Source organism: Paraburkholderia atlantica (genome assembly GCF_000092885.1).
GTDB lineage: Bacteria > Pseudomonadota > Gammaproteobacteria > Burkholderiales > Burkholderiaceae > Paraburkholderia > Paraburkholderia atlantica.
In genome coordinates, this window is record NC_014117.1 from 3,121,430 (window position 1) to 3,135,047 (window position 13,618).

A 13,618-nucleotide genomic window follows, 5' to 3' on the forward strand; every position below is an offset into this window, starting at 1 on the left:
AAGTGGAATGTCCGTCAGAAACGCGGGAACGGCGCGAACGCCGCGGCTTAGCGGTAATCGCCCGATTGCTGCGTCTTTTCTTTCGCTTCGACGTCCACCGCACCGTTGCGCGGCAGTTCGCGCTGCTGTTGCGCGTCGGCCGACGGCGATTCGGCTTCTTTCATGCCTTCCTTGAAGCCCTTCACAGCGCCGCCCAGATCGCTGCCGATGTTGCGCAGCTTCTTCGTGCCGAACACCAGCGCGACGATCAACAGAACGATCAACCAATGCCAAATACTCAACGAACCCATGACTACTCTCCTTAACCCCGACGCCGCATCTCGATGCGGCAAATTTGCCTAATCTGAAGCGCGTGCGCTTCGTCTCCGCCTATCTCTACGTTACCGCAGGTCGCACCACCGCGCTCGCAAAGTGCGCCGTCGTCTGAACCGCCGTCATTGTGGCCAGGCGATCGCGTCGACGGTATTACATAGTGGTAAATATAACGGCGGCGCTATTTTCCTCGACCAAAACTCGCGGCGGTGTGCTTTCTTAGCGCGGCACGCATGACGCATGCGCGCCCTCTCAGCCCATGCGGTGCCAGGGGCGTGGTCCCGCGAGAATATGCGCGTGCAGGTGATACACCTCCTGACCACCTCCCGGACCGGTATTGATTACCGTGCGAAAGCCCGTTTCGCCGCCGCTATACGCGACCCCCAATTGCTCGGCCAGTCGCGCGGCCAGGACAAGCATTCTACCAAGCAGAGGCGCGTCGCTTTCCGTGCAGTTCGACAGCGTCGCAATGTGCTTGCGAGGGATCACCAGCACATGTGTCTCGGCCGCCGGACGGATGTCGCGGAAGGCGACGAACTCGTCGTCTTCGTGAACCCTGGTCGAGGGGATTTCGCCAGCGGCGATCTTGCAGAAAAGACAGTTCGGATCGTGACTCATCGTATTCCTGACGCGGTGTGACTTAGGCGAGCGAAGCCGCGCGCGACGAGGTTCGACCCGAAGCCGATCCGCGCGTGCAGACCGGCTAGCGTTCAGACCCAGCCGGCCGGATTCGCAAATGGCTTGTTATCGTACAGATACAGCCAGCCTTTGATAATACGGTACAACATCCATATGCTGACCGCCCACAGCACCGGGATGCCAATCACGACGACCAACAGCAACGCGCCGATCGCATAACCGACGAGGCCCATCCAGAACGTGCGAATCTGCCATTCGAAGTGCGCTTCGTATGGCGTACCGGCCACGTCGGGCCGTTTCACGTAGTTGATGATGATCGCGATCAGGATGGTGAGCCCGCCGGTCAGCCAATGGACCGCATACAGCGCGTACAGCACGTGTGTGAGCGTGCGCAGGCTGCGCTCCCGCTCAGGCTCCATCGCGTGGCGGTAGACCGGCGGCGGATAGCTTCCTTGCGGCTGTTCCATGCTTGCGTCCTCACGAAGGTGCGGTTACCGCTATATAGGTGCCAGCGCGCGCGAGTTCAAGCGGAAACGCCAGATTTCCGCACCGGCTGCTCAGTCGCCGTTTTCCTCACGCTCGCGGCTCTTGCGCAGCGCCTTTTCCTCGATGCCCGACAGGCCTTCGCGACGCTCGAGTTCGGCGATCACGTCGGCGGGGCTCAGATTGAAATGCGACAGCATCACGAGGCAGTGGAACCACAGATCCGCGACCTCGCCGACCAGCGCCTTCGGCGCGCCGCCGTGGCGTGTGTCCTTTGCGGCCAGCACGACTTCGGTGGCTTCTTCGCCAATCTTCTTCAGAATCGCGTCGTCGCCCTTGTGGAACAGGCGCGAGACGTACGAGGTGTCCGGATCGCCGCCCTTGCGACCATCGATCACCGCCGCGAGGCGCTGCAGCGTGTCGAGCGTGGAAGCCTCGGAGGGCGACAGGTTTTGCGTGGATTGCGTCATTTGTAGATGTGTTCGGGGTCTTTCAGCACGGGATCGACGGCCTGCCAGTCGCCGTCGTCCATCGAGCCTTCGAATTTCTGGAAAAAGCACGAGTGGCGGCCTGTGTGGCATGCGATGCCCGACACCTGCTCGACTTTAAGCAGCACGACGTCTTCGTCGCAATCGAGCCGCACTTCGTGCACATGCTGCACGTGGCCCGACTCTTCGCCCTTGAACCACAGGCGCTGGCGCGAACGCGAGAAATACACCGCGCGGCCGGTCTCGACGGTCTTCGCCAAGGCCTCGCGGTTCATCCATGCGAACATCAGCACGTCGTTCGTCGATGCTTCCTGCGCGATCACCGGCACGAGGCCGTTCGCGTCCCAATTGACCTTGTCGAGCCAGTTCACTGCCGCAGGATTCGTCACGTCACAACCTCACCGAAATGCCCTGGTCGGCCATGAAGCGCTTGGCCTCGCCGACCGTATGTTCGCCATAGTGGAAGATGCTCGCGGCGAGCACCGCGTCCGCGTGACCGCTTTTGATGCCGTCGGCGAGATGCTGCAGATTGCCGACGCCGCCCGAAGCGATCACCGGTATCGGCACCGCGTCCGACACCGCGCGCGTCAGCGCAAGATCGAAGCCGCTCTTGGTGCCGTCGCGATCCATGCTGGTCAGCAGGATCTCGCCCGCGCCGAGCTGGGCCATCTTGCGCGCCCATTCGACCGCGTCGAGACCGGTGGCCTTGCGCCCGCCGTGCGTGAACACTTCCCAGCGCGGCGTTTCGCCGTCGGCCGACACACGCTTCGCGTCGATCGCGACGACGATGCACTGCGAGCCGTATTTGTCGGTCGCGTCCTTCACGAGCTGCGGATTCGCGACCGCCGACGAGTTCATGCTGATCTTGTCGGCGCCCGCGTTCAGCAGGCGCCGCACGTCTTCGACCGCGCGCACGCCGCCGCCGACCGTCAGCGGAATGAACACCTGCGAGGCGACCGCCTCGATGATCGGCAGGATCAGGTCGCGCTGATCCGAAGTCGCGGTGATGTCGAGGAACGTCAGTTCGTCGGCGCCCTGATCGTCGTAACGGCGCGCTATTTCGACCGGGTCGCCGGCGTCGCGCAGTTCGACGAAGTTGACGCCCTTGACCACGCGGCCCGCGGTGACGTCGAGACAGGGGATGATGCGTTTAGCTAGAGCCATGATCGTGCAATTCTGCCAATACCGCTGATGAGGCCGCTCGCTTGCGGGCAAGCGGCACGGTGCCGGCGCGACGGGTTGCGTCGCGCCGCGAGTGAGGTGCTGGCCGCGGGCCGACGGTTCCGGTTGCGTGATCACGCGAAGCGCGCTACCCGGCAAGCCGTCGGTCGAGCGGGTGCCGCGAGCCGAGGTGAGTGCCACGCCGGCACGCGGCGCAAGCTTCCCGGCAAGCGCAGCCGATGCCGCGCTTAAGCGTCGTCCGCTTCGCGCAGCTTGTCCGCGAGCGTCTGCGCGGCCGCGAAGTCGAGGTCGCCCGAATAGATCGCGCGGCCGCAGATTACGCCTTCGATGCCCTCGCCTTCGACTTCACACAGCGATTCGATGTCCGTGAGGTTCGACAGACCGCCGCTCGCGATCACCGGAATCTTGACCGCGCGCGCAAGGCGCACCGTCGCTTCGATGTTGATACCTTGCAGCATGCCGTCGCGGCCGATGTCGGTGTAGATGATCGACTCGCAGCCGTAGTCCTCGAACTTGCGCGCGAGGTCGGCCACTTCGTGACCGGTCAGCTTGCTCCAGCCGTCGGTGGCGACCTTGCCGTCTTTCGCGTCGAGACCGACGATGATATGGCCGCCGAACGCGGTGCACGCGTCCTGCAGGAAGCCGGGATTCTTCACCGCCGCGGTGCCGATGATTACGTACGACAAACCGTCGTCCAGATAGCGCTCGATCGTGTTCAGGTCGCGGATGCCACCGCCGAGCTGAACCGGAATTTCACCGCCCACTTCATCGATGATCGCCCGAATTGCATCGCCGTTCTTCGGCTTGCCGGCGAACGCGCCATTCAGATCGACGAGATGCAGACGACGCGCGCCGCGGTCGACCCAATGTCGGGCCATTGCCGCCGGTTCCTCGGAGAAAATCGTCGCCTGGTCCATATCGCCCTGTTTGAGGCGTACACACTGACCATCTTTCAGGTCGATGGCGGGAATCAGCAGCATAGCAATCGGGTGTTATCTGGGAGTGGATTGAAGGTCGGCGGCAGCGGCTGGCGGATCAGCCCGCCGCAATACCGTCTCGCTAGTTTAGTACAACTCTTTCGGCGCTCCAGTGGGGCGCCGGTCGGAAGCGGGACCGCGGCGCCGCGCGACGCACGCGCGGCAACGGGATAAAGAAAGGCGTTCACGGGTTCCAGTGCACGAAGTTGCGATACACGCGCAAACCCGCCTCGGCGCTCTTTTCGGGGTGAAACTGGGTGGCGAAGATGTTATCCCGCGCTACCGCCGAGGTAAAGGGCACGCCGTAGACCGTTTCGCCCGACGTGTGCGCCGGGTTGTCCGGCACCACGTAGTAGCTGTGCACGAAATAGAAGAATGCGTTGTCGGCGACGCCGTCCCACAGCGGATGCGGTTGCGCCTGACGCACGCGGTTCCAGCCCATCTGCGGAACCTTGAAGCGCGAGCCGTCGTCCTGCAAGCGGCCTTCGAGCTCGAAGCGCATCACCTTGCCGGGCAACAGGCCCAGCCCCGGCGTGTCACCTTCGGCGCTCCAGTCGAACAGCATCTGCTCGCCAACGCACACGCCCATCAGCGGCTTGCTGCGCGACGCCTCGACGACCGCTTCCTGCAACCCGGACGCGCCGAGACTGCGCATGCAGTCGGGCATCGCGCCCTGGCCGGGCAGCACCACGCGGTCGGCCGCGCGGATCGCTTCCGGACGATCGACGATCGCCACGTCCGCTTCCGGCGCCGCTTTGCGCAGTGCCTGGGCAACCGAGCGCAGGTTGCCCATTCCGTAATCCACAATCGCTATCGAAGTTTTCATTTCAAGTTTGGCCCTCTGCCCTCGATATCGATGCCGCCGCGCGGCGTCGAACGACGTGCCGGCAAATGCAGTCCTGCCCGATGGGTCGCGTGAGGGTGAGTGGCCTGAAGACGTTGGGGGCGATGAAACCCTGTGTTAAAGCCTGCCACGGCCGTTGCGTCAGAGACTGCCCTTGGTCGACGGAATCTGCCCAGCCGCGCGCTCGTCGAGTTCGACGGCCATGCGCAGCGCGCGCCCGAACGCCTTGAACACCGTTTCGAGCTGGTGGTGGGCGTTGATGCCGCGCAGATTGTCGATATGCAGCGTCACGCCGGCATGGTTCACGAAGCCGCGGAAGAATTCGATCGACAGGTCGACGTCGAACGTGCCGATGCGCGCGCGCGTGAACGGCACGTGGAACTCGAGGCCCGGACGGCCGGAAAAATCGATCACGACGCGCGACAGCGCTTCGTCGAGCGGCACGTAGGAATGACCGTAGCGGCGGATGCCCTTGCGATCGCCGATCGCCTTGGCGACGGCCTGACCGAGCGTGATGCCGGTGTCTTCGACCGTGTGGTGGTCGTCGATATGCAGGTCGCCATGCGCTTCGATCTCGAGGTCGAACAGCCCGTGGCGGGCGATCTGGTCGAGCATATGGTCCAGGAACGGCACACCGGTGGCCAGCTTCTGCTGGCCGGTGCCGTCCAGGTTGATCTTCACACGGATCTGCGTTTCGCTAGTGTTGCGAACGACTTCCGCAAGGCGCATGGCAATTCCTCGAATCTGGCTTAAAAGCGCTAGTAATGTGGGGTGGACAAATGGCGGGCTGCCTGGCGCAGCCGTTCAATGCAGCGGCTCAGTGCCGCCGCTCGATGCGGCGGATTACCGCAACACGAGTTTCAGGCCGGCGAGCAACTGGGCGTTCTCGTTCGGCGAACCGACGGTCAAACGGACGCAGTTGACCAGCAATGGGTGCATTTTACTCACGTTTTTGATCAGAATACGCGCCGTTAGCAGGGTTTCGAACAATACCGACGCATCGGGCACCCGTACGAGCAGGAAGTTGCCCGCGCTGGCGAACACTTCAGCGCCCGGCAGCGCGGCCACCGCCTGCGCGAGCTTCTCGCGTTCGTCGCGCAATTGTGCGGCCTGCGCGTCGAGCACGCCGATGTGGTCGAGCAGGAAATCGGCGGCGGCCTGCGTCAGCACGTTGGTGTTGTACGGCGGGCGCACCTTGTCGAACTCGGTCAGCCACGCGGGCTTGCCCACCAGGTAACCGAGGCGGATCCCGGCGAGGCCCAGCTTCGACACCGTGCGCATCACGACGACGTTGTCGAACTGGTCGGCGCGCGGCAGCCAGCTCTTCTGCGCGAACGGCTGATACGCCTCGTCGATCACGACGAGGCTCTTGCCCGCCGCGGCTATGATGCGCTCGATTTCGCCGTCATCGAACAGCGTGCCGGTCGGGTTGTTCGGATACGCGAGATAGATCAGCGCCGGTTCGTGCTCGGCGATCGCCGCGAGCATCGCGTCGGTATCGAGCGTGAAGTCGGCTTTCAGCGGCACGCCGACGAATTCGAGATGCGCCAGCTTGGCCGACATCTGATACATGACGAAGCCCGGCACGGGCGCGAGCACCTTCGCGCCCGGCTTTGCGCACGCGACCGACATGATGCTGATGATTTCATCCGAGCCATTGCCGAGCAACACGTCGCAGGCCGCCGGCACGCCCATCACATGACGGATGCGCTCGATCAATTGCTCGGGACGCGGCGCCGGATAACGGTTCAACGCGACGCCGGCCAGACGCTCGCCGAGATGCGCGGCAAGTTCCGACGGCAGCGTAAATGGGTTCTCCATCGCGTCGAGCTTGATGAAGCCGGTGGCGTCCGGGACCGGATAGCTCGTCATTGCGAGCACGTCGCTGCGGATGATGTCTTGAGGTGTCGTCATAGCTTCGGGTCCGGGCCGTGCGAAGACCGCCGGGTCGGCGTCGGTGCAGGGCGTTCGGGTTGGTCTCGGTCGTCGTTATTGAATGCGGCGGCGGGCTCGATGCGTCGCTCGCGCGGCAGTTGCCGCCCTCGCCGCTTCCGTCTCAGCCGCGTTCGTTGTTGTTCTGCCGCATCCGGAATTCGGCGCTGCGTGCGTGCGCTTGCAGACCTTCGCCATATGCGAGTTCGGCGGCGATCTCGCCAAGCGTTTGCGCGCCTTCCGCGCTGACCTCGATCAGGCTCGAACGCTTGAAGAAATCATAGACGCCGAGCGGCGACGAGAACCGTGCGGTACGCGACGTCGGCAGCACGTGGTTCGGGCCCGCGCAGTAGTCGCCGAGGCTCTCGCTCGTGTAGCGGCCAAGGAAGATCGCGCCCGCGTGGCGGATCTGCTGCGCCCACTGATGCGGCTCCAGCGCCGAAATTTCGAGGTGCTCCGGCGCGATGTCGTTGGCGATCGCGCAGGCCTCGGCCATATCGCGCACCTTGATCAGCGCGCCGCGGTTTTCGAGCGACGTGCGGATCACTTCGTGGCGCGGCATCGTGGGCAGCAGTTCGTCGATCGCTTCCTGCACGCGCGCGATAAACGCGTCGTCCGGGCACAGCAGGATCGACTGCGCGAGTTCGTCGTGCTCGGCCTGCGAGAACAGGTCCATCGCGACCCAGCGTGGATCGGTCGTGCCGTCGCACAGCACGAGGATTTCCGACGGCCCGGCGATCATGTCGATGCCGACCGTGCCGAACACGCGACGCTTCGCCGACGCGACATACGCGTTGCCCGGGCCGCAAATCTTGTCGACCGCGGGCACCGTTTGCGTGCCGTACGCGAGTGCGCCCACCGCCTGCGCGCCGCCGATCGTGAACACGCGATCGACGCCGCCGAGCAGTGCAGCCGCGAGCACGAGCGGATTCTTCACACCGTCCGGCGTCGGCACGACCATCACGATTTCGCGCACGCCGGCCACCCGCGCCGGAATCGCGTTCATCAGCACCGACGACGGATACGCGGCCTTACCGCCCGGCACATAGATGCCCGCGCGATCGAGCGGTGTGACCTTTTGGCCGAGCACGGTGCCGTCCGCTTCGGTGTACTGCCAGCTATGGCTGCCGCACTCGATCTTCTGTTTCTCGTGATAGCCGCGCACGCGCGCCGCCGCCGCTTCGAGCGACGCACGCCGCTTGGGCTCGAGACTTTCGAGCGCCGCTTCGAGCTCCACCATCGGCAGTTCGAGCTCGGCCACGCTTTTCGCGGCGATGCGATCGAAGCGGTTCGTGTACTCGAGCACCGCGTCGTCGCCACGCGCCTTCACGTCGTTCAGAATCTGCGCGACCGCGCGCTCGATGGCTTCGTCTTCGCTCGCCTCGAAGGCGAGCACCGCATGCAGCGACTTGTGAAAGTCGCGAGCGGTGGAATCGAGTTTGCGAATCTTGGTAGACATACAGGTATCCGTTTCGGTAAGGCGCTGAGTCGCAGCGTGATCAGCGTGCCATCGTTCAGTCAGGCCGGGGCGCCGGGCTTCGACGACGCATCGGCAAACGCGTCGAGAATCGGCCGCAACGCGGCGCGCTTCAGCTTCAGCGCTGCCTGGTTCACCACGAGGCGCGACGAAATTTGCATGATCTCCTCCACCTCGACCAGATTGTTCGCGCGCAGCGTATTGCCCGAGCTGACCAGGTCGACGATCGCGTCGGCGAGGCCGACCAGCGGCGCGAGTTCCATCGACCCGTACAGTTTGATCAGATCGACGTGCACGCCCTTGGCGGCAAAATGCTCACGCGCGGTTTCAACATACTTGGTCGCAACCCGCAGACGCGCGCCCTGGCGCACCGCGTTCGCATAATCGAAACCCGCCGCGACCGCGACCGACATCCGGCAACGCGCGATGTCCAGATCGACCGGCTGATACAGACCGCTGCCGCCATGCTCGAGCAGCACGTCCTTGCCGGCCACGCCGAAGTCGGCCGCGCCGTACTCGACATAGGTCGGCACGTCGGTCGCGCGCACGATGATCACGCGCAGGTTCGGGTCGGTGGTCGGCAGAATCAGCTTGCGCGAACTCTCCGGATCTTCGGCGACCTCGATGCCGGCCGCCGCGAGCAGCGGCAGCGTTTCCTCGAAGATACGCCCTTTCGACAACGCGAGCGTGAGCGGCGCGCTCACCGCCGGCGACGACGACGTTTGCGGCATCGAACTCATGCCTGGCTCCCGGACACGCGGCGCACCTTCGCACCGATCGCATTGAGCTTCGCTTCCATGCGGTCGTAGCCGCGATCGAGGTGATAGATGCGGTCGATCAACGTCTCGCCCTCGGCGCGCAGCGCGGCGATCACGAGACTCGCGGATGCGCGCAGATCGGTGGCCATTACCTTCGCGCCGGACAGTTTCTCGACGCCGTTGACGAGCGCGGTGTTGCCGTCGATCGTGATGCTCGCGCCGAGACGGTTCAGCTCCTGCACGTGCATGAAGCGATTTTCGAAGATCGTCTCGACGACCTGCGACGTACCGTCGGCGATCGTGTTGAGCGCCATGAACTGCGCCTGCATGTCGGTCGGGAACGCCGGGTATTCGGAGGTGCGGAACGTGACCGCGCTCGGGCGCTTGTCCATGCGCACGCGCATCCAGTCGTCGCCTTCTTCGACCGTCACGCCCGCTTCGCGCAGCTTTTCGGTGACGGCTTCGAGCAGCAGCGGACGCATCTTGCGCAGCGTGACGTCGCCGCCTGCCGCCGCGACCGCGCACAGGAAGGTGCCCGCTTCGATCCGGTCCGGAATGACCGTGTGCTTCGCACCGTGCAGCTTGTCGACGCCCTGGATCACGAGGCGATCCGTGCCGATGCCTTCGATCTTCGCGCCCATCGCGACGAGCAGATGCGCGAGGTCGACCACTTCGGGTTCGCGCGCGGCGTTCTCGATGATCGTTTCGCCTTCCGCGAGCACCGCCGCCATCAGCAGGTTCTCGGTACCGGTCACGGTGATCATGTCGGTGACGATGCGCGCGCCCTTCAGACGCTTCGCGCGCGCTTCGATGAAGCCGTGCTCGATCGTGATCTCGGCGCCCATCGCCTGCAGACCCTTGATGTGCTGGTCGACCGGACGCGCGCCGATCGCGCAGCCGCCCGGCAGCGATACGCGCGCATGACCGAAGCGCGCGACGAGCGGACCGAGCACGAGAATCGACGCACGCATCGTCTTCACCATCTCGTACGGCGCGACGAGGTTGTCGACTTTCGACGCGTCGAGCGCGACGCGCCCTTCGCCCGCTTCGATACGCACGCCCATCTGGCCGAGCAGCTTGAGCATCGTGCGCACGTCCTGCAGATCGGGCACGTTCTCCAGATGCACCGGATCCGCGCTCAACAGACCCGCGCACAGGATCGGCAATGCCGCGTTCTTCGCACCCGAGACGACAACTTCACCGGAGAGCGGGTAGCCACCTTCAATGATGAGTTTATCCATGCCTGTCGGTTCCTGATCGGTCCGGTTCGCACCCGGACCTGCTTTGTCTGTGTTCGGCGTGCCGCTCGCTGCGTCGCGCCCTTCGTGAGTAATTCGCACTAAATTTCCAGATTACGCGTTCTGCCATTCGGCGGGCGTCAGCGTCTTCATGCTGAGCGCGTGGATTTCTTCGCGCATGCGCTCGCCGAGCGCCGCATACACGAGTTGGTGACGCTGGATCAGGCGCTTGCCTTCGAAGCTCGGCGAGACGATCGTCGCAAAGAAATGCTGACCGTCGCCTTCGACTTCGAGATGCTCGCACGCGAGTCCAGCTGCAATGTACTGTTTGACCTGTTCGGGAGTCGGCAACATGAGAGAAGCTCCTCGTCAGTGGCGCAGCTTGTAGCCGGTGGCGAGCATGCGCATCGCCACGACAGCCAGCACCACGAAGAAACCGGCGACGATCGCGAGGCTCACCAGCGGATCGATATCCGACACGCCGAAAAAGCCATAACGAAAGCCGTCGATCATGTAGAAAAACGGATTGAGCCGCGATACTTCGCGCCATCCGGGCGGCAGCGTGTGCGTCGAGTAGAACACGCCCGACAGGAAGGTGAGCGGCATGATCAGGAAGTTCTGGAACGCGGCGAGCTGATCGAACTTCTCGGCCCAGATGCCGGCGATCAGACCCAGCGTGCCGAGAATCGCCGCTCCGAACATCGCGAACACGATGATGTAGAGCGGCGCGGTGAACGCGAGCGGCACGAACCAGATCGTCACGATGAACACGCCGAAGCCCACGCACAGCCCGCGCGCCACGGCCGCGAGCACGTAGGCCGCGAACATCTCCTGGTGCGACAGCGGCGGCAGCAGCACGAACACGAGGTTGCCGGTGATCTTCGATTGAATCAGCGAAGAAGAACTGTTCGCGAACGCGTTCTGCAGCACGCTCATCATGACGAGACCCGGAATCAGGAAACTCGTATATTCGACGCCCGGATAGACCTCGACGTGGCCGCGCAGCGCGTGGCCGAAGATGGTCAGATAAAGCAGCGCGGTGATGACCGGCGCGAGCACGGTCTGGAACGATACCTTCCAGAAACGCAGCAGTTCTTTGTAAAACAGCGTGCTGAATCCACTGTAGCCGCTCATGCGAGCCCCTCGATCACTTCCGGACCGTTCATCACCTGAACGAATACGTCTTCGAGGTCGGCTTTGCGGACCTCGATTTCTTCGAATGTACAACCGGCCGCGCGGCATTGCGCGAGGATGCGCTCGACGTCGTCGTAGCTCGTCAAGCGCAGCAGATGCTGGCGGCCATTGCCGTTGCCCGCGCCGCTTTCCGCCTCGAGCGGACGCAGATCGGCGGGCAGCACGCCGTGTGCGAAGCGCACGAACAACTGCATGCCGGCGAAGCGCTGCAGCAGCGTGCTGGTGCGATCGAGCGCAACGACCTCGCCACGGCGCAGCATCGCGATGCGGTCGCACAGCGACTCGGCTTCTTCCAGGTAGTGCGTCGTCAGCACGATCGTGTGGCCTTCGCGATTCAGGCGCGAGATGAACTTCCACAGCGTCTGGCGCAGTTCGACGTCGACGCCCGCGGTCGGCTCGTCGAGCACGATCACCGGCGGTCGGTGCACGAGCGCCTGCGCGACCAGCACGCGGCGCTTCATGCCGCCCGACAGCGCGCGCATGTTGGCATCGGCTTTTTCGGTGAGATCGAGATTGGCCATGATCTCGTCGATCCACGCGTCGTTGTTGCGCAGACCGTAGTAGCCCGACTGGATACGCAAGGTTTCGCGCACCGTGAAGAACGGATCGAACACGAGTTCCTGCGGCACCACGCCGAGCGCGCGACGCGCGTTGCGGAAATCGTCGACGACGTCGTGACCACGCACCGCGATGCTGCCTTCGTCGGCGCGTGCGAGACCCGCGAGAATGCTAATGAGCGTTGTCTTGCCCGCGCCGTTCGGACCGAGCAGTCCGAAGAACTCGCCTTCTTCGACCGTGAGGCTGACGCCCTTGAGCGCCTGCAAGTCCTTGTAGCGCTTCTTGACGTTACGAATTTCTATGGCTGACATGACTATGGGCCGCGCGCGTCGCGGCGCCTGAAGTAGCCCCGATGGAGCCTGGGGACGTGCAAATGCTGGAAGAAACGGAACCGGGGCCGATTAGGGGGCCAGTTCAACGCCCCAAAAAAACGTTTGATTATAGGGCAAAAACTGACACCCCCGGACTGGCCGGAAAGCGGGAGACGACGCTAGAGGAGCGTCAATGTCGCGCTGACGCAACCATGCTGGAGGCGCCAGGAGAGAGAAGCGTATCGACGCCGTAGGCCTGCGCGAGACTGGCGAGACCAGCCGGCAGATTGACGATTTCGAACTTGCCGCCGCGCGCCGTCGCGGCCCGCACCCACGCGAGCAGGACGGCGAGCGCCGACGAATCGAATTGCGTGAGCGGCGCGCAATCGACGCCGCGCGCGCCCGCCGCAATGCGTTGCAGACCCGCCGCGAGCGCGGCCTTCGCGCTCTCGTGGGTCAGCGTCGCGCCGCTGTCGAAGCGGTTCGCGACCTGGTTCAACACGTCGCTCACGACTGCTTGCCCGCGGCGAGTTGCTGATTGCGCTGCGTGAGGAACTGGATCAGTCCGTCCACGCCTTTCTGCTGGATCTGCTCGTTGAACTGCTGCTGATACGCCTGGATCAGCCATGCGCCGAGCACGTTGAGGTCATACACGCGCCAGCCTTGCGGCGTCTTGTACAGGCGATAGTCGAGTTCGATCGGCTGGCCGTTGTTCATCACGACCGAGCGCACCACCGTGTCGGTGTCGTCCGGGTTCATGCGGAACGGCTTGAACTGGATCTGCTGGTCGCGCACCTGCGCGAGCGCGCCCGAGTACGTGCGGATCAGAAGCATCTTGAACTGCTCGACCACCTGGTTCTGCTGCTCGGGCGTCGCGGTGCGCCAGTTGCGGCCCATCGCGAGCTGGGTGGTGCGGCGGAAGTCCGTGTACGGCAGGATCTTTTCGTTGACGAGCGCCGTGATGTGCGTGATGTCGCCCTGCTGGATCGACTTGTCGCCGCGAATCGCGTCCATCACCTGCTGGGTGACGGTTTTAATCAGCGCCTCGGGGGAGTTGGTGTCGACGGTTTGCGCCGATGCGCCCGCGCTGATGAATGAAAACAACACGGCAAACAACGGAATCAGGAAGAATTTTTTCATATCGAGCTTCGCCTCAAAAATAGTGCAACAGTTTGAACGGACCTTATCACGCGAGTTCGACGGCAATCCATGCGCAAACTGCGAG

The 13,618-nt window shown here is 63.9% G+C and carries 18 protein-coding genes; all 18 read right to left on the reverse strand.

All coding sequences use genetic code 11. The annotated features are described in order from the left end of the window. Window positions 1–47: 47 nt before the first annotated feature. Window positions 48–290: a Sec-independent protein translocase subunit TatA gene (gene tatA, locus BC1002_RS14060; protein ID WP_013090688.1), complete on the reverse strand. Its 243-nt coding sequence runs from the start codon at window positions 288–290 to the stop codon at window positions 48–50. 274 nt (window positions 291–564) lie between these two features. Continuing rightward, a complete protein-coding gene (locus BC1002_RS14065) occupies window positions 565–930 on the reverse strand; it encodes a histidine triad nucleotide-binding protein (RefSeq protein WP_013090689.1) in 366 nt (121 codons plus the stop codon). 92 nt (window positions 931–1,022) lie between these two features. Beyond that, window positions 1,023–1,418, reverse strand: a complete 396-nt coding sequence (locus tag BC1002_RS14070; RefSeq protein WP_013090690.1) for a DUF4870 family protein — start codon at window positions 1,416–1,418, stop codon at window positions 1,023–1,025. A gap of 90 nt (window positions 1,419–1,508) precedes the next feature. Beyond that, window positions 1,509–1,904 (reverse strand): phosphoribosyl-ATP diphosphatase, encoded by a 396-nt coding sequence (locus BC1002_RS14075; protein ID WP_013090691.1) that lies wholly within the window; start codon window positions 1,902–1,904, stop codon window positions 1,509–1,511. Beyond that, entirely contained in the window at window positions 1,901–2,311 is a 411-nt protein-coding gene (hisI, locus tag BC1002_RS14080) for a phosphoribosyl-AMP cyclohydrolase (protein ID WP_013090692.1), read from the reverse strand. The genes BC1002_RS14075 and hisI overlap by 4 nt, the downstream gene beginning before the upstream one ends. Window position 2,312: 1 nt before the next feature. Continuing rightward, the gene (gene hisF, locus BC1002_RS14085) at window positions 2,313–3,086 is read right to left on the reverse strand and encodes an imidazole glycerol phosphate synthase subunit HisF (protein ID WP_013090693.1); all 774 of its coding nucleotides are present in this window, start codon (window positions 3,084–3,086) and stop codon (window positions 2,313–2,315) included. 245 nt (window positions 3,087–3,331) lie between these two features. Next, the gene (gene hisA, locus BC1002_RS14090; protein ID WP_013090694.1) at window positions 3,332–4,084 is read right to left on the reverse strand and encodes a 1-(5-phosphoribosyl)-5-[(5-phosphoribosylamino)methylideneamino]imidazole-4-carboxamide isomerase; all 753 of its coding nucleotides are present in this window, start codon (window positions 4,082–4,084) and stop codon (window positions 3,332–3,334) included. Window positions 4,085–4,265: 181 nt separating this feature from the next. Continuing rightward, on the reverse strand, window positions 4,266–4,907 hold the full coding sequence (hisH, locus tag BC1002_RS14095; RefSeq protein ID WP_013090695.1) for an imidazole glycerol phosphate synthase subunit HisH: 642 nt from the start codon (window positions 4,905–4,907) through the stop codon (window positions 4,266–4,268). Window positions 4,908–5,066: 159 nt separating this feature from the next. Then, window positions 5,067–5,654, reverse strand: coding sequence for an imidazoleglycerol-phosphate dehydratase HisB (hisB, locus tag BC1002_RS14100; protein ID WP_013090696.1), 588 nt, complete (start codon window positions 5,652–5,654; stop codon window positions 5,067–5,069). Between the two features lie 114 nt (window positions 5,655–5,768). Then, window positions 5,769–6,839 carry a histidinol-phosphate transaminase gene (gene hisC / locus BC1002_RS14105; RefSeq protein WP_013090697.1) on the reverse strand — a complete coding sequence of 357 codons (1,071 nt, stop codon included), beginning with the start codon at window positions 6,837–6,839 and terminating at the stop codon, window positions 5,769–5,771. 142 nt (window positions 6,840–6,981) lie between these two features. After that, complete coding sequence (gene hisD, locus BC1002_RS14110; protein ID WP_013090698.1) at window positions 6,982–8,316, reverse strand: histidinol dehydrogenase; 1,335 nt, start codon at window positions 8,314–8,316, stop codon at window positions 6,982–6,984. Between the two features lie 59 nt (window positions 8,317–8,375). Continuing rightward, entirely contained in the window at window positions 8,376–9,074 is a 699-nt protein-coding gene (gene hisG / locus BC1002_RS14115) for an ATP phosphoribosyltransferase (RefSeq protein WP_013090699.1), read from the reverse strand. After that, window positions 9,071–10,333 (reverse strand): UDP-N-acetylglucosamine 1-carboxyvinyltransferase, encoded by a 1,263-nt coding sequence (gene murA, locus BC1002_RS14120; protein WP_013090700.1) that lies wholly within the window; start codon window positions 10,331–10,333, stop codon window positions 9,071–9,073. The genes hisG and murA overlap by 4 nt, the downstream gene beginning before the upstream one ends. A gap of 111 nt (window positions 10,334–10,444) precedes the next feature. Next, a complete protein-coding gene (locus BC1002_RS14125; protein ID WP_013090701.1) occupies window positions 10,445–10,684 on the reverse strand; it encodes a BolA family protein in 240 nt (79 codons plus the stop codon). A 15-nt stretch (window positions 10,685–10,699) separates the two neighbouring features. Further along, window positions 10,700–11,464 carry an ABC transporter permease gene (locus BC1002_RS14130; protein WP_013090702.1) on the reverse strand — a complete coding sequence of 255 codons (765 nt, stop codon included), beginning with the start codon at window positions 11,462–11,464 and terminating at the stop codon, window positions 10,700–10,702. Continuing rightward, window positions 11,461–12,393, reverse strand: a complete 933-nt coding sequence (locus tag BC1002_RS14135) for an ABC transporter ATP-binding protein (RefSeq protein WP_013090703.1) — start codon at window positions 12,391–12,393, stop codon at window positions 11,461–11,463. Before BC1002_RS14135 ends, BC1002_RS14130 begins: the two co-directional genes overlap by 4 nt. 190 nt (window positions 12,394–12,583) lie before the next feature. Beyond that, window positions 12,584–12,904, reverse strand: a complete 321-nt coding sequence (locus BC1002_RS14140) for an STAS domain-containing protein (protein WP_013090704.1) — start codon at window positions 12,902–12,904, stop codon at window positions 12,584–12,586. Further along, window positions 12,901–13,533: an MlaC/ttg2D family ABC transporter substrate-binding protein gene (locus BC1002_RS14145; RefSeq protein WP_013090705.1), complete on the reverse strand. Its 633-nt coding sequence runs from the start codon at window positions 13,531–13,533 to the stop codon at window positions 12,901–12,903. Before BC1002_RS14145 ends, BC1002_RS14140 begins: the two co-directional genes overlap by 4 nt. Window positions 13,534–13,618: the final 85 nt, after the last annotated feature.

Bases quoted from the DNA above. Each gene is read 5' to 3' on its own strand.
- hisH (WP_013090695.1), bottom strand. From the start codon at position 4,907: ATGAAAACTTCGATAGCGATTGTGGATTACGGAATGGGCAACCTGCGC.
- hisA (WP_013090694.1), bottom strand. From the start codon at position 4,084: ATGCTGCTGATTCCCGCCATCGACCTGAAAGATGGTCAGTGTGTACGC.
- BC1002_RS14075 (WP_013090691.1), bottom strand. From the start codon at position 1,904: ATGACGCAATCCACGCAAAACCTGTCGCCCTCCGAGGCTTCCACGCTC.
- tatA (WP_013090688.1), bottom strand. From the start codon at position 290: ATGGGTTCGTTGAGTATTTGGCATTGGTTGATCGTTCTGTTGATCGTC.
- murA (WP_013090700.1), bottom strand. From the start codon at position 10,333: ATGGATAAACTCATCATTGAAGGTGGCTACCCGCTCTCCGGTGAAGTT.
- BC1002_RS14145 (WP_013090705.1), bottom strand. From the start codon at position 13,533: ATGAAAAAATTCTTCCTGATTCCGTTGTTTGCCGTGTTGTTTTCATTC.
- BC1002_RS14065 (WP_013090689.1), bottom strand. From the start codon at position 930: ATGAGTCACGATCCGAACTGTCTTTTCTGCAAGATCGCCGCTGGCGAA.
- BC1002_RS14070 (WP_013090690.1), bottom strand. From the start codon at position 1,418: ATGGAACAGCCGCAAGGAAGCTATCCGCCGCCGGTCTACCGCCACGCG.
- BC1002_RS14125 (WP_013090701.1), bottom strand. From the start codon at position 10,684: ATGTTGCCGACTCCCGAACAGGTCAAACAGTACATTGCAGCTGGACTC.
- BC1002_RS14130 (WP_013090702.1), bottom strand. From the start codon at position 11,464: ATGAGCGGCTACAGTGGATTCAGCACGCTGTTTTACAAAGAACTGCTG.
- hisF (WP_013090693.1), bottom strand. From the start codon at position 3,086: ATGGCTCTAGCTAAACGCATCATCCCCTGTCTCGACGTCACCGCGGGC.
- hisG (WP_013090699.1), bottom strand. From the start codon at position 9,074: ATGAGTTCGATGCCGCAAACGTCGTCGTCGCCGGCGGTGAGCGCGCCG.
- hisD (WP_013090698.1), bottom strand. From the start codon at position 8,316: ATGTCTACCAAGATTCGCAAACTCGATTCCACCGCTCGCGACTTTCAC.
- BC1002_RS14135 (WP_013090703.1), bottom strand. From the start codon at position 12,393: ATGTCAGCCATAGAAATTCGTAACGTCAAGAAGCGCTACAAGGACTTG.
- hisC (WP_013090697.1), bottom strand. From the start codon at position 6,839: ATGACGACACCTCAAGACATCATCCGCAGCGACGTGCTCGCAATGACG.
- hisB (WP_013090696.1), bottom strand. From the start codon at position 5,654: ATGCGCCTTGCGGAAGTCGTTCGCAACACTAGCGAAACGCAGATCCGT.